The organism is Actinopolymorpha alba DSM 45243 (assembly GCF_000373925.1).
Lineage (GTDB): Bacteria > Actinomycetota > Actinomycetes > Propionibacteriales > Actinopolymorphaceae > Actinopolymorpha > Actinopolymorpha alba.
This window is the reverse complement of sequence record NZ_KB892707.1, coordinates 124506-145205: the sequence shown is the minus strand read 5'-3', so window position 1 is coordinate 145205 and position 20700 is coordinate 124506. Positions and strand designations below refer to the sequence as shown.

The 20700-nt window shown below is 69.6% G+C and carries 15 protein-coding genes; 7 read left to right on the top strand and 8 right to left on the bottom strand.

The features are described from left to right. The first annotated feature begins 38 nt into the window (after window positions 1-38). Complete coding sequence (locus tag B141_RS0100620; RefSeq protein ID WP_020573227.1) at window positions 39-1838, top strand: glycoside hydrolase family 15 protein; 1800 nt, start codon at window positions 39-41, stop codon at window positions 1836-1838. Window positions 1839-1861: 23 nt separating this feature from the next. Here B141_RS0100620 and B141_RS0100615 read toward each other — a convergent pair whose 3' ends face one another. The 5 genes from B141_RS0100615 to B141_RS0100595 all read right to left on the bottom strand — a co-directional run bounded on the left by B141_RS0100615 (window position 1862) and on the right by B141_RS0100595 (window position 10150). Beyond that, on the bottom strand, window positions 1862-2584 hold the full coding sequence (locus tag B141_RS0100615) for a DJ-1/PfpI family protein (protein ID WP_020573226.1): 723 nt from the start codon (window positions 2582-2584) through the stop codon (window positions 1862-1864). Window positions 2585-2945: 361 nt separating this feature from the next. Further along, window positions 2946-5696, bottom strand: coding sequence for an alanine--tRNA ligase (alaS, locus tag B141_RS0100610; RefSeq protein ID WP_020573225.1), 2751 nt, complete (start codon window positions 5694-5696; stop codon window positions 2946-2948). Window positions 5697-5951: 255 nt separating this feature from the next. After that, complete coding sequence (locus B141_RS0100605) at window positions 5952-7859, bottom strand: discoidin domain-containing protein (protein ID WP_020573224.1); 1908 nt, start codon at window positions 7857-7859, stop codon at window positions 5952-5954. A gap of 151 nt (window positions 7860-8010) precedes the next feature. Then, window positions 8011-9279 carry an alpha-L-fucosidase gene (locus tag B141_RS38260; RefSeq protein ID WP_020573223.1) on the bottom strand — a complete coding sequence of 423 codons (1269 nt, stop codon included), beginning with the start codon at window positions 9277-9279 and terminating at the stop codon, window positions 8011-8013. A 58-nt stretch (window positions 9280-9337) separates the two neighbouring features. Then, window positions 9338-10150: an SIR2 family NAD-dependent protein deacylase gene (locus B141_RS0100595; protein WP_237742586.1), complete on the bottom strand. Its 813-nt coding sequence runs from the start codon at window positions 10148-10150 to the stop codon at window positions 9338-9340. Between the two features lie 182 nt (window positions 10151-10332). On the opposite strand from B141_RS0100595, the gene B141_RS0100590 reads away from it, so the two are divergent. Beyond that, window positions 10333-11079, top strand: a complete 747-nt coding sequence (locus B141_RS0100590) for an SDR family oxidoreductase (RefSeq protein WP_237742585.1) — start codon at window positions 10333-10335, stop codon at window positions 11077-11079. A gap of 177 nt (window positions 11080-11256) precedes the next feature. On the opposite strand, the gene B141_RS0100585 is transcribed toward B141_RS0100590, so the two are convergent. From B141_RS0100585 to B141_RS0100575, 3 genes are all read right to left on the bottom strand, one after another. Next, entirely contained in the window at window positions 11257-13161 is a 1905-nt protein-coding gene (locus B141_RS0100585; protein WP_020573220.1) for an ABC transporter ATP-binding protein, read from the bottom strand. A 234-nt stretch (window positions 13162-13395) separates the two neighbouring features. Continuing rightward, window positions 13396-13614, bottom strand: coding sequence for a helix-turn-helix domain-containing protein (locus tag B141_RS0100580; RefSeq protein WP_020573219.1), 219 nt, complete (start codon window positions 13612-13614; stop codon window positions 13396-13398). 338 nt (window positions 13615-13952) lie between these two features. Continuing rightward, window positions 13953-15551: an ABC-F family ATP-binding cassette domain-containing protein gene (locus B141_RS0100575; protein WP_020573218.1), complete on the bottom strand. Its 1599-nt coding sequence runs from the start codon at window positions 15549-15551 to the stop codon at window positions 13953-13955. A 487-nt stretch (window positions 15552-16038) separates the two neighbouring features. On the opposite strand from B141_RS0100575, the gene B141_RS38255 reads away from it, so the two are divergent. The 5 genes from B141_RS38255 (at window position 16039) to B141_RS0100550 (ending at window position 20583) form a co-directional block, all read left to right on the top strand. Next, a complete protein-coding gene (locus B141_RS38255) occupies window positions 16039-16689 on the top strand; it encodes a biotin transporter BioY (protein WP_084678049.1) in 651 nt (216 codons plus the stop codon). A 90-nt stretch (window positions 16690-16779) separates the two neighbouring features. Further along, window positions 16780-18072, top strand: coding sequence for a class I adenylate-forming enzyme family protein (locus tag B141_RS38250; RefSeq protein WP_020573216.1), 1293 nt, complete (start codon window positions 16780-16782; stop codon window positions 18070-18072). Beyond that, a complete protein-coding gene (locus B141_RS0100560) occupies window positions 18069-19292 on the top strand; it encodes a thiolase family protein (protein ID WP_084678024.1) in 1224 nt (407 codons plus the stop codon). Before B141_RS38250 ends, B141_RS0100560 begins: the two co-directional genes overlap by 4 nt. Window positions 19293-19306: 14 nt before the next feature. Then, window positions 19307-19963, top strand: a complete 657-nt coding sequence (locus tag B141_RS0100555) for an energy-coupling factor ABC transporter ATP-binding protein (RefSeq protein ID WP_237742584.1) — start codon at window positions 19307-19309, stop codon at window positions 19961-19963. After that, complete coding sequence (locus B141_RS0100550) at window positions 19960-20583, top strand: energy-coupling factor transporter transmembrane component T family protein (RefSeq protein WP_020573213.1); 624 nt, start codon at window positions 19960-19962, stop codon at window positions 20581-20583. The genes B141_RS0100555 and B141_RS0100550 overlap by 4 nt, the downstream gene beginning before the upstream one ends. Window positions 20584-20700 lie beyond the last annotated feature (117 nt).

Sequence of the window (20700 nt, the reverse complement as noted above, 5' to 3'; positions counted from 1 at the left end):
AACCCCGGTGTTTTACCGAGCGGAGGAGGTAGGACGGGATGGGTGCTCCCATCGAGGACTACGCGATCATCGGCGACATGCAGACCGTGGCGCTGGTCAGCCGGTCAGGGTCGATCGATTGGTTGTGCCTCCCGCGCTTCGACTCTGGCGCCTGCTTCGCCGCGCTCCTCGGGACGCTTGAGAACGGCCACTGGAGGATCGCCCCACGGGGCGGCACCGGCCGGGCGACCCGGCGGCGGTACCGCGGCGACACGCTCATCCTCGAGACCGAGTGGGACACCCCTGACGGGTCCGTCCGGGTGATCGACCTGATGCCACCACGCGATGAGGCCCCCGATGTGGTCCGGATCGTCGAAGGCATCTCCGGCAGGGTGCCGATGCAGAGCGTCCTGCGGCTGCGGTTCGACTACGGCTCGGTGATCCCGTGGGTCCGCCGCGTCGACCACCAGATCGCCGCGGTCGCGGGGCCCGACTCGGTGTGGCTGCGGTCCGACGTACCCTCCCACGGCCGGGACTTCGCGACGTACTCCGACTTCGAGGTCGGCCCGAACGACCGGGTGCGGTTCGTCCTCACCTGGAGCCCTTCACACCTCCCACCTCCGTCGCCGGTCATCGCCGAGCTTGCCCTTTCGCAGACCGAGGCGATTTGGAACGACTGGTCGGAGCAGTGCTGGTACTCCGGCAAGTGGCGCGAGCCCGTCCTCCGGTCGCTGCTCACCCTGAAGGCTCTGACGTACGACCCGACCGGCGGCATCGTCGCGGCGCCCACCACCTCGCTTCCGGAAGACCTGGGTGGGGTCCGCAACTGGGACTATCGCTTCTGCTGGCTGCGCGACGCCACGATGACGCTGGCGGCCCTCATCCGCAGCGGCTACACCCAGGAAGCGTCCGCGTGGCGGCAGTGGCTCCTCCGCGCGATCGCTGGGTCGGCGCCTGACCTGCAGAACGTCTACGGTGTCGCCGGCGAGCGGCGGATGCCCGAGTACGAACTCCCCTGGCTGCCGGGCTACGAGGGCTCGGTGCCCGTTCGCATCGGGAACGGCGCGGTCGACCAACTCCAGCTCGACGTCTACGGCGAGGTGATCGACGCGCTCGCCGTCGCTCGCGGACCGCTCGGCATCCACAAGGAGTCCTGGTCCCTTCAGTGCGTCCTGATCAACCACCTCATCAAGCACTGGGGCGAGCCGGACGAGGGGATCTGGGAGGTCAGAGGAGCGCGACGCCCCTTCACCCATTCCAAGGTGATGGCCTGGGTGGCGCTGGATCGCGCGGTCCGGGCGGTGAAACGCTTCGGTCTGAGCGGACCCGCCGCCGAGTGGAAGGCGGTGCGCGACGAGATCCACCGTGAGGTGTGCGCGAAGGGTTTCGACGCCGACCGCAACACCTTCACGCAGTACTTCGGCTCCCGCGAGCTCGACGCGGCGCTCCTCCTCATCCCGCAGGTGGGGTTCCTCCCGCCTTCCGACCCGCGGGTGGTCGGCACGGTCGAGGCGATCGAGCGGGAGCTGACCCACGACGGTCTCGTCCTGCGCTACTCCACCGACACGAGTGACGGTGAAAACCTTGACGGGCTACCGGGCACCGAGGGCGCGTTCCTCGCGTGCACGTTCTGGCTGGCCGACGACCTGCATCTCATCGGACGCCCCAAGGACGCCCGGGCGCTCTTCGAACGCCTCCTCGACCTGCGCAACGACGTCGGCCTGCTCGCCGAGGAGTACGACCCGAGGTATGGCCGGATGGTGGGCAACTTTCCCCAGGCGTACAGCCACATCGCCCTTGTCAACTCCGCCTTGCACCTCGGCGGCACGGAGTCCGCGGTCCGCTGCGAGCGCGACTGACTTCTCTGAGCGGCGCGCGTCCTTCACCGTGCTTTCCTTCGCCTGCGTACCACGGCCAGTGTGCGCTGCCAGGCGATCGTCGGGATCGCGCGCATCTCAGACCGGTTGATCGCGCCCTTGCGGACAAGGGCTGCCGCGTTGTCCAGGACTGCTTTGCTCGCCTTGCTCGGGTGTCCGGCGTCGAACGGCGGCTGCGGGTCGTACTCGACGAACAGCTGGATAATCTCCGCGCGTTCCCGCCCGGCGATCTCACCCGCGAGCCACAGCGCAAGGTCTATTCCGGCCGAGACACCGGCCGCGGTCACGACCTTGCCGGCGTGCACGATTCGTTCTCCGCGCCGAGCCTCCGCACCCATCGCCGCCAACCCAGGCTGCACGAGCCAATGCGTGGTCGCCGGTAGTCCGTCAAGGATGCCCGCGGCGGCGAGAATCATCGACCCGGTGCAGACCGACGTTGTCCAGCTCGTTGTCGCGTGCACCTTCCGCAACCAGTCGGTGAGCTGCTTGTCGGCCATCATCGTCGCGGTCCGCGGACCGGAGCCGGGTACCAGCACGATGTCAGGCTCCGGCGTCTCCGCATAGCTGTGGGTGATGCCGAGGCACAGCACGCCGCTGTCGGCAAGCACCGGTCCGGGCTCCTCGCCAACGAACCGCACCTCGGCGTCGGGCAGCAGCCGCAGGACCTCGTATGGTCCGACGGCGTCCAGGGCGGTCACTCCCGGATAGAGCACGATGGCGATCTGCATAGCCAAATCCCTTCCAGCGATGGGAAACCGCTCGGTTGTCGTGGCATGTCTGGTGCCTACGCTGCGGATCGGAGGGCTCACCAGCCCGCGGATGGAAACCGGTGGGGTTTACATGCTCACCGCACCGGCGATCCCGGCAAGCCCTGCCGGCCACACCCCGTCCGACTTCCTGGGACTCCTGTCTGTCAGACACCCCGCGCCGCCGTGAGGCTGGGGCGTGTCCTGTAGATCAGGCTTTCCGGTGGAGGCCAGCCCCCTGAATGACCACGTAGACGTGATCAACTCCCTCCCCAACCAAGCACCGGGGCTGCGAGCAAGACCAAAAGGGCAATGGCCGTGGGAGCCGATCGATTCTCCCGAGTCATCCCCCATCGCACCGGGCGGTCAGCTCTTCGACCGCGAGCGCGAGGCCCGCATCGAGCTGACGAACCTCGCGTCCCCCCGCATGCGCAAGAGATCCCTTGCCGCCCGCACCTCCGCCGATGCGCCGACCCGCGGACGCCAGCAGGTCGCGGGCACGCACCCCTTGGTCGACGAGCAGCTGGCCGAGCGCAAGGACAAGTTGCGCCTTGCCTTCATCGGCCTGGCCGAGAATGACGCCGCCGGGGCGATCCGACGGGCACCGCTCGAGCACCGCCTCGGCCAGTGTCCGCAGATCCTGCCCATCGGCAGGGCCCAGGCGTTCCGCGACCAGCCACCCCAAACCCCGGCCACCTTCAAGGTCGCGCCGGCGGCCGGCCAGCCGCTCCGCCGCCACCGCAAGGTTGCGTTGACGCAGCCCGGCCAGCTCTCGTTCCGCGACCGTCAACGCGGTAAGACGTTGCTGGAGCCGGCCGAGCAGCTGGTCGGGTTGGGCAGCACCCGAATCCACACCCAGCAAGGACCCTAGCTGTTCGAGCAGCCGGCGTTCGTGATCGGCGTACCGCAACGCGTCAAGCCCAGTGAGCGCCTCGATCCGGCGTACGCCCGCACCGACAGAGGTCTCCCCCAACAGCCGAACCGGTCCCGCCTGGCTGCCATGGCCAACGTGGGTGCCTCCGCAGAGTTCACGGGAGAAGTCACCGATGTCGACGACCCGGACCGTCTCGGCGTACCTCTCACCAAACAACGCGATCGCGCCCGCCGCCCGCGCCTCGGCCCGGCTGGTCTCCCACACTCGCACCTCTGGATCGGACAGCAAGCGGTGGTTGACAGCTTCCTCAATGTCACCGAGTTGCTCGCGATCCAGCGCCGCGACGTGGGTGAAATCGAACCGCAGCCGGCCCGGCGCCACCAGCGAGCCCCGCTGGCGGGCGTGCTCACCGAGCGCCTGACGGAGCATCGCGTGGAGGACATGGGTCGCGCTGTGCGAACGCGCGGTCGCCTCCCGCTGGTCCCGGTCGACGACCGCCTCGACCATCTCGCCCGCGCGTACCTCGCCCCGCACCACCTCGACGAGGTGGACGTGCAGCCGTTCTACGCCGTACGTCGTCTGGAGGACGCGCACCTCCGCACCACCGGCGGTCCGTATGGTCCCGGTATCGCCGACCTGGCCACCAGACTCGGCATAGAACGGCGTCTGGTCCAGCACAAGCTCGGCCCGCTGCCCCTCGGCAACGGCCGGCACCACCACCCCGTCGTCGAGGATGCCGCGGACAATCCCTTCCGCCGAAAGGTGTTCGTAACCGACGAACCTGCTGGTGCCATGCCTTCCGGCCAGTTCCTGGTACGCACGGCCACCACCGGTTTCCCGCGCGGCCGCGCCCGCCCGCCTCGCCCGCTGGCGCTGGTCCTCCATCAGCGCCGCGAAGCGTTCGGTGTCGACCTCGATGCCAGTCTCCCGGGCGATCTCGACGGTGAGGTCGATGGGGAAGCCGTACCTGTCGTGCAGGTCGAACGCCGTCTGGCCCGACAGCGCCGGCGCGGACTCGTCGCGGGTACGCCCGAGCGCGGTGGCGAGCAGCCGCGAACCCTGGCGGAGAGTGCGGTCGAAAGCCTCCTCCTCCTGGCCCAGCGCCCGCTCGATCAGCGATCGATGCTCGAGCAGCTCCGGCCACATATCTGGTTCCGGTCCCCAACTGCGTTGGGGCCCACCCCCACCGCGGTCGCCGAGGTGGTCGATGACGCTGGCCGCGAGTTCGGGGAGCACCTGCTGGTCGATGCCGAGCTGCCGCGCCTGCCGCACCGCCCGGCGTACCAACCGGCGCACCACGTATCCGCGCCCCTCGTTCGAGGGCAGCACTCCGTCGGCGAGCAGGAACGCCGCCGCGCGCACGTGGTCCGCGACCACCCGCACAGAGCGGTCGAACTCCCCCGAGGAGCGGGACACCTTTGCACTCCGGCCACTCTCAGCCAGTTCCGCGACAAGCTCCAGTGTGGGCGCGAGGAGATCGGTCTCATGGACGTTCGCGACGTTCTGCAGAACGACGGCCAACCGGTCCAGGCCCAGCCCGGACTCGATACACGGCCGCGGCAGCTCCCCCACGATCGGGACCGCGCCAATGCCGCCGGCCCCACCGTCGCCTCCCTCGCCGCGGAGGTAGCGCATGAAGACGAGGTTCCACACCTCCAGGTAGCGCTCGGGATTAACGGCAGGGCCGCCAACCTCGCCGAACTCAGGTCCCCGGTCGTAGAAGATCTCCGAACACAGACCACAGGGCCCAGGTCCGCCGGTATCCCAGAAGTTCTCCTCCAGGCGCTGGATCCGCTCCGCGGGTATCCCGATCTCGCGCCACAAGGCGACGGCCTCGTCGTCGTCAGGATGGACAGTCGCCCAGAGCCGCCCGGCATCGAGCCCGAACCCTTCGGTCAGGAGTTCGTACGCCCACGCAATAGCCTGGCCCTTGCCGTAGTCGCCGAAGGAGAAATTGCCCAGCATCTCGAAGAACGTCGTGTGCCGGTCGGTCTGGCCGATGGAATCGATATCGACGGTACGCACGCATTTCTGTACCGACGTCAGGCGCGGATGGGGCGGGCTGGTGACGCCCAGGAAATACGGCTTGAACTGCACCATGCCCGCGGTGGTGAGCAGCAGGGTGGGATCGTCGGGGACCAGCGAGGACGACGGAATGATCAGGTGGTCGCGCTGGCGGAAAAACTCCAGGAAGGTACGACGGATCTCGACGGAACGCACGAGGGCCTCTTTCGGGACGGAACGGCGAGCTTGGTCATCACGCGAACGCCGAGCCGGACCCGAAGGGCCGTCGAGGTCCCTAGGACCCCGCGCCCAGCTCGGCGCACCTAGCTCGCTGGCTCGCGTCGTACATCGCGCTCGCGTCTCTCCTCGTGTCCTGATCACCCACCGGCAGACGGTGACGGGTGTGCCAGCAAGGTACCCACCTCGGTCCTCGCGGGTCCACCGATTTCCCTCCCTAGGGGTGGCCCGACATCAGTCGGACTCGAAGGGAATGATCTCGGCCGCCGAGGAGAATCCGTCAGATCCGTTCCACACCTGCAGTCTGAGATAGCGCGCCCGCAGCCCGTCGAGAGAAATGTTCTTCGGGTAATAGTCGCGGGCCAGGGTCACGTCCTTGACGTCGTGGAACGTCACGCCGTCCGCACTCGCCTGGACGGTCGCGCGCACGATGATGCCGTTCCCGGTGCTGACGATGCGTGGCTGGTAACGGACAGCGGTCAGGGTCCGGACCTTGCCCAGGTCAATGGTGATGTCGTGCGGATTCCAGACCTTTGTAGGTTGCCAGGCCGAATGCCACATCGTCACGAGGTCACCGTCGACGGCCCGGCTGGCTTCGTACCCGGCGTTCTCGCTGCTGGCCACCGCCGACAGCTCCGCCGGCGGAATCGCCTTGCCAGGCGGGGAATCAGGCCAGGAAGGAGGGCTGACCGCCGCGTCGACCTCCGCCTCGCCGGCAGGACCAGGCCCCTTGCCTCGAATCAGCAGCTCACTGACAACCGGCGCGTGGTCAGAGTAGAAGGGATACATCTGATCCATCGGCGTGCCCTGATGCGCGGGCAGCCGGCGCGATCGTGTGTGGGCGCCGAGCACGCGAACGCCGTCGCCGCGACTCATGAGGTAGTCAACCCGCAACGGCGCGAATCCCCAACCGAGTTCGGGACTCCAGGTCTGGCCGGGATAGCGACCGGCGTCGGGAAGGGCGTATCGGTAGACGTCGGTGAATCCCGCGTCGGTGAACAGTTTCGTCACCGGCCATTCGAGCACCAGGCCCTTGTGCCCCGGCGCGTCCGCGAACCGCCCACTCCAGTCCAGATGTGACATCGTGTTGAAGTCGCCGCCCAGAATGATCGGCGAAGGATCGTCGCCGATGTATTCCCGCAGCCGTTGCTGGACAAGCGTCGTCGCCATCACCAGCCGCCGTGGCTGGTCGGTGTCGATGATCTGCTGATCGGAATAGGTGCGGCGAATGCCGAGTTGGGTTTCGAGCGCCGACTGATTCAGCGGATCGCCGGCACTGGGCGCGTGGTAGAGCCAGGTCGAGAAGGTGTTCACGAATGTGCCGTTGGGTAGTTTCAGGCGGGCACCACCGAAATTGAACGACGTGAGGTCGCCGCCGCTCCCCACGGGATACACCTTGTCGATGGGGAACCTGCTGTACAGCCAGAGCCGGTCGGCGTTCTCCGGCTGGCCTGGCTCGCGGGTCACCATGAGTCCCTGGTAGGTGCCGGGTCGTCCGGCGTTCAGTCCGTCGAGGATTTCCTCACCCGACCCCTCCACCTCAACCAGGAAAAGGATGTCGGGATCCTCCGACCGGATGAACTCGATCAACTGCTCGCGGTTCGCAGGGCCACCGGGCGCGCCCGACATCAGGCCACCGCGCCAGATGTTGAACGCCATCGCCCGGATCGGCACGCCCACCTCGCCCTTCGGCAAGGACTCGACCGAGAGCTCGAGCCGGGTCTCACCGGCCGGGAGCACGAACTCCGTGGACCGTCCTCGCCCGTCGCGCGCGTAGAGCGTTCGTCGCGCCAGCACGTCCGTTCCCTGGGTCACGGTGTAGGTGACCTCGTCGACGCGTCCCGGTATCGGCGCCGTCACGTGGGTGACCGTGCAGGTTCTCCCGGCAGCACGATGCTTGCTGGTGGCGGTTGGCCGGCCAGGGTCGATCACGGTCGCCCGCGCCGCCGTCCTGCCGGCGCAGGCGAGTCGGACGTCGAACGCCCTTCTGGGCAAGGGATCGACGGTACGCGACAGCGCGAATGTGATCGTGTTGACCGAAGCGTCCGCACGAACCACCTGACCGGTGCTGCCGGCGGCCGGGAGTGTGGCGGAGAGCGTGACCGAGGCGAGGATGACGGCGAGAAGCAGCAGACGTCGCACAACGTCTTACCAGACTGCAGTTTCGCGCGTGGAGCAATGCGCGAGTCCTGTTCCGGACGGAGAAAAGTACGACAATATGCGGTCCTGCCGGCCGGCCCGCCCGCAACCGCGGGCGCTGCCAGCATGCCCGCAACGCCAGGAGTCAGGCCCGCTACGGAGCCTTCGCGTCGACCTTCTCCGCCATCGCCGCCGGCTGCTCTTCCAATGCGGGACAGCGCGGGCTGCCCGTCCGGTGCGCTGTCACGGCACCCAGACCTGCCCCGTCACCGGTGAGCCGCACCTCCACCCGGTCAGCCGTCACCTCCGGGAACGCGTGGAACCGGCGTACGCCGATCGTCCCTCCCCGCGCGATCACCTGCCCGCCAACCACGATCTCGTGCCCGGTCACCCGCTGCCCATCAGCCAACTCCTCTTCCAGGACAAGGTGATCGAACGTCGTGGCCGCCCCGAGTCTCGCCCCGACCTGCCCGTCCGCCGTGACCTGGAGGTCCGCGTCAACGCCCGAACCAAACCGCCGCTCGAGCTCCGCCGCGAGCTCGAGCAACCGTGGCCGGTCGTGGTCGTCGAGCCGGCCTCGCCGGTCAGGTGGCACGTTGAGCAGCAGCCCCGCGCCAAGGCCGACGGACCGGTAGTAGATGGCCAGCAGGTGCTCGAGACTCTTCAGCGTGTGCAGGTCGTCCGGCTGCCAGAACCAATGCCGCCGGATCGGCACGTCGCACTCCGGCGGCAGGTAGCGCCCACCGGCCCACTGTGCGCTCCCCACGTCACCTTCGGCCTGGTCGACGACATAGGCGCACGGGTCCGCGGCCAGGCCGTCCTCGTTGCCGACCCAGCGGATCGTCGGCCGGCCCATGTTGAAGATCATCGCGCCCGGCTGGTGCTCCTCGACAACGGCCATGATGCGTTCCCAGCCGTACACCCGGCCCTCTGAGCCCGCGCCGTCGAACCACACCTCGAACAACGGCCCGTACCTCGTGCACAGCTCGGTCAGCTGGCGTACGTAGAAGTCGTCGTACGCCGCGGGATCGGAATAGCAGGCGGCGTTGCGGTCCCACGGCGAGAGGTAGAGCCCGAGTCCGAGCCCGGCGTCCGCGCAGGCCGTCGCGAGCTCTTCGACCACGTCCCCGCGACCGGACCGCCACGGGGCCGAGCGGACGGAGTACGCCGTCGTGTCGGTCTGCCACAGGCAGAACCCGTCATGGTGCTTGGCCGTGAGTACGACGTACTTCATCCCAGCCGCCGCGGCCGTCGCGACCCACTGCCGGGCATCCAGGTCAGTGGGGTCGAAGCCGCTGGGCGGCAGCGTTCCGTCGCTCCATTCCTTACCGAAGTAGGTGTTGATGCCGAAGTGGCAGAACATCCCGAACCCGGCGCGCTGCCAGGCCAGTTGACCAGCTGTGGGCGTGAGGTGGCGAGTCATGGGCACTCCTGTCCAGCCGCGATCACGTGGGGGGTGGGGTGGTCGGTCCGGCCGCGGGTTACGCCTGGTCAAGTCCAGCCGCGGCGGCGAGTTGAGGGAGTACGACGCCAACCGGCGCCTGGATCACCGCTGCCGCCACTTCGTCGTAGGGCGTGGGTTGGGCGTTGATGACGACCAGGCGGGCGCCGACCCGCAGCGCGACGTCGCACAGCCCGGCGGCGGGGAACACCTGCAGCGACGTACCGACCGCGAGGAAGAGTTCACATTCGGACGCCGCGCGCTCGGCGGCGGCGAGAACCTCCCGGTCGAGGGACTGGCCGAACGAGATCGTCGCCGACTTCTGGATGCCGGCACACGAAAGGCACAGCGGATCGGCCTCACCGTCGGCCACCCGCTCGAGGACGTCGGCCATCGGCGTCCGCAGCCCGCACGACAGGCATTCCGCCCACCACATCGTCCCGTGGATCTCGATCACCCGCGACGAACCCGCCTTCTGGTGGAGGCCGTCGATGTTCTGGGTCACGAGTGCTCTGATGATCCCGGCGCGTTCGAGGGTGGCGAGCGCTTCGTGGGCGGCGTTGGGGCGGGCGGTCCAGGCGGGATGGTCGTGGCGGCGCCGCCACGACTCCACCCGGACCCGCGGGTCGGCGACGTAGTCCTGCAACGTGGAGAGCCGCTCGGCCTCGGGGTCACGCGTCCATACCCCCTGCGGCCCGCGGAAGTCGGGGATGCCCGAATCGGTGGAGACACCCGCGCCGGTCAGCACCGTGACTCCGTTGGCAGCGCGTAACCACTCACCGACCTTGCTCATCCCAGCCACCTGACGGGGGCCCACCCCCGCCGCCGTCGCCACGTGAGCGTCGTCCGCCATGGGCCCGACCGTACGCCACCGCGCGGCAGGCGAGCAGCGTGGACCCAGGCGCGATCTGACATCGGCCACTTTGATACGCCGCCGAGCTCCCTTCCCGGGCCACAAATTTCGTCCGCCACTTACCGTGTCTGCATGCATTGCGTGACAGGCATGCGGCAGGATGAGGCACCGTGGATCTTGGCGTGCGGGACCGTGTGTTCCTACTCAGTGGAGCGAGTCGAGGGTTAGGCCGGGCGACTGCCGAGGTCCTTGTGGCCGAAGGCGCCTATGTCGTGATCTCCGCCCGTGGCGAGGACGGCGTCCAACGCGCGGCCGCCAGCCTGGGCACCGCCCGGGCCGTTGGCGTCGCGGCGGACAACGCCGACTCGGCATCGGCCGAGCGGCTGGTCGCGACGGCGATGGCCAAGTGGGGTCGCCTCGACGGTGCCCTCATCAGCGTGGGTGGTCCGGCGCCTGGCACGGCGCTCGACTCCGACGAAGAACACTGGCGCGCGGCGTTCGAGTCGGTCTTCCTCGGTGGGCTCAGGCTCGCCCGGGCGGTCGCGGCGGCCTGCCGCGACGGGGGATCCATCGCCTTCGTGCTCTCCAGCTCGGTGCGCTCCCCCATCCCCGGCCTCGCGATCTCCAACGGCCTGCGCCCGGGGCTGGCCGGGCTGGCCAAGACGCTGGCGGACGAACTCGGCCCCGCCGGTGTCCGCGTCAACGGTCTCCTGCCCGGCAGCTTCGACACCGAACGCACTCGCGAACTCGCGTCGCAGAGCGTCGACCCCGAGGCCTACCGCCGCCGCCGCGAGGCCGAGATCCCGCTGCGACGTTACGGATCGCCACCGGAGTTCGGCCGGATCGCGGCGTTCGTCCTGTCGCCGGTCGCGTCGTACATCACCGGCGCGACGGTCGCGATCGACGGCGGGGCGCTCCGCGCGCTCTAGGCACCAGGGCGGTCCTGGACGGCCGGAATGATCACGTTTACGTGGTCATTCCCCGCCTTGCATGGCACCGACACCGTGTGAGGCAGGCAATGACCACGTAAACGTGATCATTCCGGGCTTCGGGTTCGGGCGGGCCCTGGGCGTGAATGGCGGATCCCAGGTGCGACCTCGCAGTGATCAGGCGACTGGAGCCGAACTCGGGGCGTCAGGCTCCTGCGCTCTGAACTGCGTGCGGTAGAGCTCGGCGTACAACCCGTCCGTGGCGAGAAGTTCCTCGTGCGTACCCCGCTCGGCGATCCGGCCCTCTTCCAGCACCAGGATCAGGTCGGCGTCACGCACGGTCGACAGCCGGTGAGCGATCACCAGCGACGTACGCCCGCGCAACGCCACCGCGAGGGCCCTCTGCACCGCCAGCTCCGACTCTGAGTCAAGGTGCGCAGTCGCCTCGTCGAGAACGACGATCCGCGGCGCCTTCAACAGCAGCCGGGCGATCGCGAGGCGCTGCTTCTCCCCGCCCGAGAGGCGGTAGCCCCGCTCACCCACGACGGTGTCGAGCCCGTCGCTGAGACCGCGGACCAGCGGCCAGATCTGCGCGCCCTCCAGCGCTCGCACGAGTTCAGCCTCGGTGGCGTCCGGCTTGGCGTACAACAGGTTGGCCCGGATGGTGTCGTGGAACATGTGCGGGTCCTGGGTCACCACCCCGACCGCCGACCGGAGGGATTCCAGGGACAGGTCGCGGACGTCGATACTCCCGACCCGCACGGCACCGCCGATCACGTCGTACATCCGCGTGACGAGCTGCGTGATGGTCGTCTTTCCAGCCCCCGAAGGCCCGACGAGCGCGACCAGCTGACCCGGCTCCGCCCGCAGCGACACGTCGTGCAGCACCTGCGTCGGTGTCGTCTGGTCGAGCACCGCCACCGTCTCGAGGGAGGCGAGCGAAACCTCCTCGGCGCGGGGGTACCTGAACTCCACGTGGTCGAGCTCGATGCTCGCCGGAACGTCCGCCGGAAGCGCACGCGCGTCGGGCCGATCCTTCACCAGCGGCTCGAGGTCGAGCACCTCGAAGACGCGCTCGAAGCTGACCAGCGCGGTCATGATGTCGACGTGCACGTTGGAGAGTGCGGTCAGCGGGCCGTAGAGCCGGGTGAGGTACGCCGTCATCGCGACCAGCGTGCCGACGTCGAGGATGCCCCGCACCGCCTGGACCCCGCCCCAACCGTAGACGAGCGCGACGGACAGTGACGCCACCAGCATCAGGGCGGTGAAGAAGATCCGGCTGTACATCGCCTGCGTCACGCCGATGTCCCGCACCCGAGCGGCCCGCTGCTGGAACGCCTCGTCCTCCGCCTCGTGCCGGCCGAAGAGCTTGACCAGCAACGCACCGGCCACGCCGAGCCGTTCGGACAGCATGGCGTTCATCTGGGCGTCGAGGTTGTAGGACTCGCGGGTGATCGCCTGCAGCTTGCGCCCGAGCCACCGGGCCGGCAGCAGGAACAACGGGAGCATGATGAGCGCGACCAGCGTGATCTGCCAGGACAGCACGAACATCGCGCTCAGCGTGAACACCGCTGTCAGCAGGTTGCTCACCACGTTGGAGAGCGTGGAGGTGAACGCCTGCTGCGCACCAAGGACGTCGTTGTTGAGTCGGGAAACCAGCGCCCCGGTCTGCGTCCTGGTGAAGAACGCGATCGGCATCCGCTGGATGTGCGCGAACACCTTCGACCGCATGTCGAAGATGAGTCCTTCACCGATCCGCGCGCCGCAGTACCTCTCCACCAGTCCGAAGAGCGCGGACAGGACCGCGATGCCGGCCACGACGAGGGCGAGCCGGACGACCAGGCTGGCGTCCTTACCGAGCACGCCTTCGTTGATGATCTCGCGGAAGATCAGCGGAATCGCCGCACCGAGCGCCGCGTCGACCGCCAGCAGGGCGGTCAACGCCGCAACGAAGCCGGCATAGGGCCTGGCAAACCGTACGATCCGGCGGGTCGTGCCGGGCGCCAACCGCCGGCGGGCAAGCGAGCGATCCCGGCTGAAGGACCGCATCATCCCCCAGCCGCCGAAGCCTCCTCCGTGCATAGCCAAGCCCGGGTCTCCTTTGTCCGCGTACGCCGCCGATGGGGTTGTCGCCCACAGCATGAACCCGCCGGCCGGGCTGTGTCTTCCCGGCCGGGGGCTGGCGTGGGTACGCCAAGGAGAGGATTCCGCGAGCTGGCCCGCGGACGGCGCCCCCAGGACTCCAGGTCATGGGCCAGGCCCTGGAGCCGCTAGGTGCGCGCGGTGCCTCTGGTCGTCAGAGGCACCTGGTGCCTTCTAGACCCGCGCCTTCTTGGTACGGGTGGCGCCGCCTCTGCTACGCAGCCGCACCCCCGACTCACTCAGGAGCCGGTGGACGAACCCGTAGGACCGTCCTGTCTCCTGAGCGATCGTGCGGATGCTCTTTCCTCCGTCGTATTTTCTTCTCAGGTCCGCGGCGAGCTTGTCCCGCTGCGTTCCAGTGACCCGGACGCCCTTCTTCAGAGTCTCGGCCACTCCTGCCTCCCGCTGACGAGTGCGATGGTCGCGCCTTCGGTTACTGGTTAACCGAACCAGACCACGTGCTGGGCATCATGTGGTAACTCCTTCGCCTCGCGGGCGGCCTCAAGATGCCGACCGGTCCGCTCACTCGTCACCGAGCCACAGCATTCGATCAATCCACCAATGCCCCATGATCCGCCGCCCCATGCCTCCTGACCAGCGGAAGATCGGGCGTGTTTCGACCGAATCCCTCAATCCTGCCGAGAGTCGGCAAAACCTGCGGCGAGTCGTTACGTGCAATACCCAGATTTCTCTGTTATGTGCACGCCAGATTGATCATGATCATTTCGCCGTCAGGCGAGTGTCACGAGATCGGCGTAATCGGCATTCCAGAGGTCTTCCACGCCGTCAGGGAGGAGCAGCACGCGCTCGGGCTCGAGCGCGTCGACGGCACCTTCGTCGTGGGTGACAAGGACAATTGCTCCCTGATACGAGCGAATCGCGGCGAGAATTTCCTCCCGCGAGACCGGATCGAGGTTGTTGGTCGGCTCGTCGAGCAGCAGCACATTCGCAGTGGAGCAGACCAGCCGGGCCAACGCCAATCGGGTCTTTTCGCCACCAGACAGCACACCCGCGGGTTTGTCCACGTCGTCTCCGGTGAAGAGGAACGACCCGAGAACGCGCCGGGCTTCGGTGTCGGAGAGATGACCTGCTTCGGCCAGCATGTTTTCCAGGACCGTCCGGCCGATGTCGAGCGTCTCGTGCTCCTGCGCGTAATAGCCCAACCGCAAGCCGTGTCCGGGAACCACCATGCCGGTATCGGGCTGCTCCGACCCCGACAGGACCCGAAGCAAGGTGGTCTTGCCAGCGCCGTTCAGGCCGAGGACGACCACCCGACTCCCCTTGTCCACCGCGAGGTCGACGTCGGTGAACACCTCGAGAGAGCCGTACGACTTCGACAGGGCGGTGGCCGTCAACGGCGTCTTGCCACACGGAGCCGGCTCCGGCAAACGGATCCGGGCAACGCGATCCGCACGGCGTTCGGGTTCGACGGCGGCCATCAGGCGTTCGGCCCGGCGGACCATGTTCTTGGCCGCGGTCGCCTTGGTGGCCTTGGCCCGCATCCGGTCCGCCTGGGCGGTGAGCGCCTGCGCCTTCCGCTCGGCGTTGGTCCGCTCGCGTTTGCGGCGGCGGTCGTCGGTCTCACGCTGCGTGAGGTACGCCTTCCAGCCCACGTTGTAGACGTCCAGCTCGGCGCGGTTGGCGTCGAGATGAAAGACGCGGTTGACAGTCGCCTCGAGCAGGCCGACGTCGTGGCTGATGACGACCACACCGCCCTTGAACGCCCGCAGGAACTCCCGCAGCCAGGTGATCGAGTCGGCGTCGAGGTGGTTGGTCGGCTCGTCGAGCAACAGGCTGTCGGCGCCGGAGAAGAGGATGCGGGCCAGCTCGATGCGGCGCCGCTGCCCGCCCGAGAGAGTGCGCAGCGACTGGGCGAGCACGCGTTCGGGCAGACCGAGGCTCGCCGTCACCTGCGCGGCCTCCGACTCGGCGCTGTAACCGCCGCGGGCGAGGAACTCCGCCTCGGCCCGGGCGTACTTCCGCATCGCCTTGTCCCGCTGGTCGCCGGTCGCGCCTGACATCGCCTGCTCGGTGGCCCGCAACTCGCGGACGACCTGGTCGAGGCCGCGAGCCGACAGCACGCGGTCCTGGGCGGTGATGTCGAGATCGCCGGTGCGGGGGTCCTGCGGGAGGTAGCCGACCGAACCGGCGTGGGTGACGGTACCCGCGGCGGGAAGACCTTCGCGGGCGAGGACCCGGGTCAGGGTGGTCTTGCCGGCACCGTTGCGGCCCACGAGGCCGACCTTGTCGCCGGGAGACACGCGGAAGGAAACGCCGGAAAGGAGGAGGCGCGCGCCGGCGCGGAGTTCCAGATTGCTGGCGGTAATCACTAGAGCACGCTCCGGGGTTGATCGGACACAGAGGGCACGCGTGAGGCGGAGCGTCCGATCAAGAGGTCCGGATGAGAGGTCGCGCGGACAGGGGCGCGGATAGCGAGCGGCGTCCGGCGCCATGATGGCAAGGCGGACGACGAGCCGATACCGGGTTTGTATCGGCGAGGAGGACAACGCGGACAGCGTGGATGCCGGGCGACGCGCAGCCCGTGCGCCTGTCCGCGCGACCTCTAAGCATGGGCCCCAGTGTAGAGAACCCGTCCGTCCGTTCGCCTCCGGGTTTGGGCCCAGGTGGATCTTGGGCCGGCACGTGCGTCCGCGCCGAGGCCCCAGGACCGCACGAAATTTGTCGGATCACACCAACCTGACCGGCCAGAGCTTGGCCAGCGCGCGAGCAGGCAGGCCCGCGATCCGCGACCTACCCTCGATCAGCGCGGTTGTTCTCGCGTACCCCGTACGGGGACTCCTTTCGAAGGGAAGCCCGATGCCCGCAAGCCGCCGCCTCACCGCCCGGGACCTCGCCCTCATCGCGTTGTTCGCCGCCCTTATCGCGGTCCTCGGACTGCCCGGGTCCTTCTCACTCTTCGGCAACGCGGTGCCGATCACCGCCCAGACCATGGGGGTGATGCTGGCGGGTTCGATCCTCGGCGCCCGGCGAGGGCTGCTCGCGGCCCTGGTCTTCTGCGCGCTCGCCCTGGCCGGCCTCCCGCTGTTGGCGGGCGGGCGTACCGGCATGGCGGCACTGGCAGGCCCTTCGGCGGGCTACTTCCTCGCGTTCCCGCTGGGCGCCTGGGTCACCGGCTGGCTCACCGAGAAGGTGATGCCGCGCTATCCCCTGCCGTACGGCTTCATCGCGAACGTCGTCGGCGGCATCGCCTGCGTCTATGCGCTCGGCATCCCGGTGCAGGCATTCAGGACCGGGACGTCCGATGTCGTCGCCACGCTGGTCGCCGCGACGGTCTTCCTGCCCGGTGACCTCATCAAGGCAGCGGCCGCCACCCTCGTCGCCCGTGGCGTCCACGCGGGCTACCCCACCCTCGGTCGGGAGGTCGCGGCACGGCGGGCTGCCTCCGCTCAGCGAGGTACGGCCGCCGGTGAGCGAGGCACGCCCGGCATGGGGAAAGACGACGCGTGATGTGGGCGAGGCGACCAGGGCCGCGCCACTACTCACGGGTAAAGGCGCGGTGCGTTCGGCCCTGCCTGGCAGGAGGTACGGTTCGGCACGATGGCCATCTCCCGTGATGTGACCCGGCGCGCGGCCGCCGACCCTCACCGACCCGCCGTCGTCGGGCCGGCCGGTGTGCTCAGCTTCGGCGAGCTCGCCGCCCGTGCCAGCCGCCGGGCCGAGGAGCTGGCGGCGAGCGGTGTCGGGCCTGAGGACGCCGTCGTCACCACCGACGAGGACGCGGCCGGACTGCTCGTCGACCTCGTGGCCGCCGACCTGCTCGGGGCCGCGGCTGTCGTCACCGACGCCACCTGGCCGGCGGACCTTCGCACCGGCGCGGTCGAGGCGGCACGGAGCGCGGTGGAGCGCATCCCGAAGTCGGCCTGTCTCGCCGTCTTCACCTCCGGGAGCACCCGCACACCCCGGCCGGTCGTACGTACCCGCGAGTCCTGGACGTTCAGTTTCCCGACGTTCTCCGCCCTCACCGGCATCGGCGCCGACGACACCGTGCTGATCCCCGGCCGGCTGTCCGGAAGCCTCTTCCTGTTCGGCGCGCTACACGCCCTCACGATGGGCGCCGCCATCCATCCGCTGCCGCACTGGTCGCCCGAGCTCGCGGTGCGCGCGGCGGCGAGCTGTACGGCGGTCCACGTCGTACCCCCGATGCTCGCCAGCCTGGCCGACCGACTCGCGCCCGAACACAGCAGGTTGCGACTCGCCGTCTGCGGCGGCGCCCACCTCGATCCCCGCGTCGAGGAGGCCGCCAGCAAGGCGGGCCTCGCGGTCATCGACTACTACGGCGCCGCCGAGTTGTCGTTCGTCGCGATCCGGCGACCCGGTCGACCGGCCGGGCAACTCCGCGCGTTCCCCGGCGTCGAGGTGGACCTGCGGGACGGCGTGATCTGGGCCCGGAGCCCGTACCTCGCGCTCGGCCTCGACTGCGACCCCGAGGGCTTCGCCAGCGTCGGCGACCACGGTGTCCTCGACGACAACGGCACGCTCACGGTGCTCGGCCGGGCCGGCGCCGCGATCACGAGCGGCGGCTCGACCATCTCACCGGAGGCGGTCGAGAGCACGCTCCGGCAGGTTCCAGGTGTCGCCGACCTCGCCGTCGTGGGTCGCCCGCACGCCCAGCTCGGCGAGGTGGTGGTCGCGGTGGTCGAGCCTTCCGCCGGCACCGACGTACCCCTCACCGCCCTCCGCGCCGCCGCCGCCCAACTCGCGCGGGCGCAGCGACCGCGGCTTTGGTACGCCGTGAACCGGTTGCCCCGGACCGGATCGGGCAAGGTCGCCCGCGCGCGGGTCCTCGCTGGCCTGGCCGACGGGACCCTTGGCGTTCAGGCCCTCACGTGACTCCCGACTCACCCCGTCCGACCTCGCCGGTGATCGTGGCCGCGCGACGTACTCCCATCGCGACTGCCGGCCGGGGGTTGGCGACCCTGCGGGTCGAGCAGCTGGCCGCACCGGTCCTGCGTACGCTCCTCACCGACCTGCGGATGCCACCGACCGCGGTCGCGGACGTCGTCCTCGGTAACTGCATGGGCCCGGGCGGCAACGTCGCGCGGGTGTCTGCGCTGACGGCGGGGTTCGGGCCGAGCGTGCCCGGCGTGACCATCGACCGGCAGTGCGGCAGCGGGCTTGACGCGGTCACGCTGGCGGCGGGTCAGGTGCTCGCCGGGCGAGGCGACCTCTACCTCGCCGGCGGTGCCGAGAGCGCGTCGACGGCACCGATCCGGGCCTGGCGGCCGAGCACCCCAAGCGGCGAGCCTCGGCCCTTCGAACGCGCGCCGTTCGCACCTCCGCCATACGCCGATCCCGAGATGGGAGTGGCCGCCGACCTGGTGGCCCGCGAGGCCGGCGTGACCCGCGAACGCCAGGACGCCTACGCGGCCCGCAGCCACGCCCGCGCGATGGCGGCGATGGAGGCGAAACGGTTCGTGGACGAGCTCGTCCCTGTCGGCGGGCTCGAACAGGATGAGCGACCCCGCCCCGGTCTCGACGAGTGGCGGCTGGCCCGGCTCCGTACGGCGTTCGTTCCCGAAGCCGACGGGGGCACTGTCACCGCGGGCAACTCCTGCGGTGTCAACGACGGAGCGGCCGCCGTCGCCGTCACCTCCGAACGCCGGCGCGCCGAGCATGGTTGGCCGGGACTGCGCCTGCTCGACTGGGAGTGTGCGGGGACCGACCCCGACCGGCCCGGGCTTGGTCCGGTCACGGCGGTGCGGCGGCTGCTCGCCCGGCAGGGCAGGAACCTCTCCGAGGTGGGAGCGATCGAGTTCGTCGAGGCGTTCGCCGGGCAGGTGCTCGCCTGCGCGGACGCGCTGCACCTCGATCCCGCACGCATCTGCGCCGACGGCGGCGCTCTCGCCCTCGGCCACCCCTGGGGCGCGACCGGAGCGGTCACCCTCGTCCGGCTGTTCACCCGCATGGTGCGCGAGGACGGGCCCTCGCTCGGCCTGGCGGCCGTCGCCGTGGGCGGTGGGATGGGGATCGCCGTCCTGGTCGAACGCGTCCCGGGCGAACCCGTCCTGGGCGAACGCGTCACAGGCGCCGCACCGGTGGGCGCCCGATGATCCGGCTTCGCGGCGTGAGCCATCGGTACGCCACGCGGGACGTGCTGTGCGGGATCGACGTCGACCTCACCGAACGCCGGGTCGGGGTGATCGGTGCGAACGGCTCGGGCAAGTCGACGTTCGCCCGGCTGCTCAACGGCCTGGTCATCCCCAGCGAAGGGGTGGTCGAGGTCGGCGGGTTCAACACCCGGACGGATGGGCGGGAGGTACGCCGGCAGGTGGGGTTCGTCTTCACCGATCCGGACGCGCAGATCGTGATGCCGACGGTCGCGGAGGACGTCGCGTTCGGGCTGCGTCGCCTAGGCCTCTCCCGGGTCGAGGTGGCGCGGCGCGTGGAGGATGCGCTCCGGCGGTACGGCCTCGCGGAGTACGCCGACCACCCCGCCCATCTGCTCTCCGGTGGGGAGAAGCAGCTGCTCGCTATTGCCGGTGTGCTGGCCACCGAGCCGAGCATCCTGGTGTGCGACGAGCCGACGACCCTGCTCGACCTCCGCAACGCCGCCATGGTCACCGGCCTGCTGGCCGAACTCCCCCAGCAGGTCGTTCTCGTGACGCACCACCTCGATCTGCTGGCCGGATTCGAACGCGTCCTGGTGATCCACGAAGGGCGGCTCGCGGCCGACGCGGACCCGGCCGGCGCGGTCGCGGCGTACCGGAAGCTGCTCGCATGAACTCCTCGGTCGGGCAGTCGCTCGGGCTCGGGCTCTATCAGCCGGGCGGGTCGTTCCTGCATCGGGCACCGGCCGGGGCGAAGCTGGCCGGTCTCGCGGTCGCGGCCGTCGTCATGCTCCGCATCTCCGCCGTACCCGCCGTCGGCATCGCGGCGGCGGTCACGATGGTCGTCACGGCGGCGGCAGGCATTCCGTGGCGGGTGGTGCTCAGGCAGGTGCGACCGGTGCTGTGGTTCGCGGGTCCGCTCCTGGCGTTCCAGTGGGTGACGGCGGGTTGGGAACGCGGGACCATCGTGGTGGGCCAGCTGATCCTGCTCGTGACGCTGGCCGCGCTGGTGACGCTCACGACCCGGGTGTCGGCGATGCTGGACAGCTTCGAATCAGTGCTGCGTCCCTTCGCCCGCATCGGTGTGAGCCCCACGCGAGTGGCGTTGGTGCTGGCGCTCACCGTCCGCTGCGTGCCCATGGTCGCGCAGACGTACGCGGAGACCCGGGAAGCCCAGCGCGCCCGCGGTCTCGAACGCAGCCCAACCGCGCTCGTCGTACCCCTCGTCATCCGCCTGCTGAAGAAGGCTGATGCGGTCGGCGAAGCGCTCACCGCCCGTGGCCTCGACGACTGAGAGGCTCCGGCAATAGGGCCGCGCAGCCCGCGACTTCCCTGTTGCCGGAGCCTCTAACTGTTGCGGGGCAGGACATTCGTGACGCCGGACCGGGAGGCATCTCACGCGCCGCCGGGG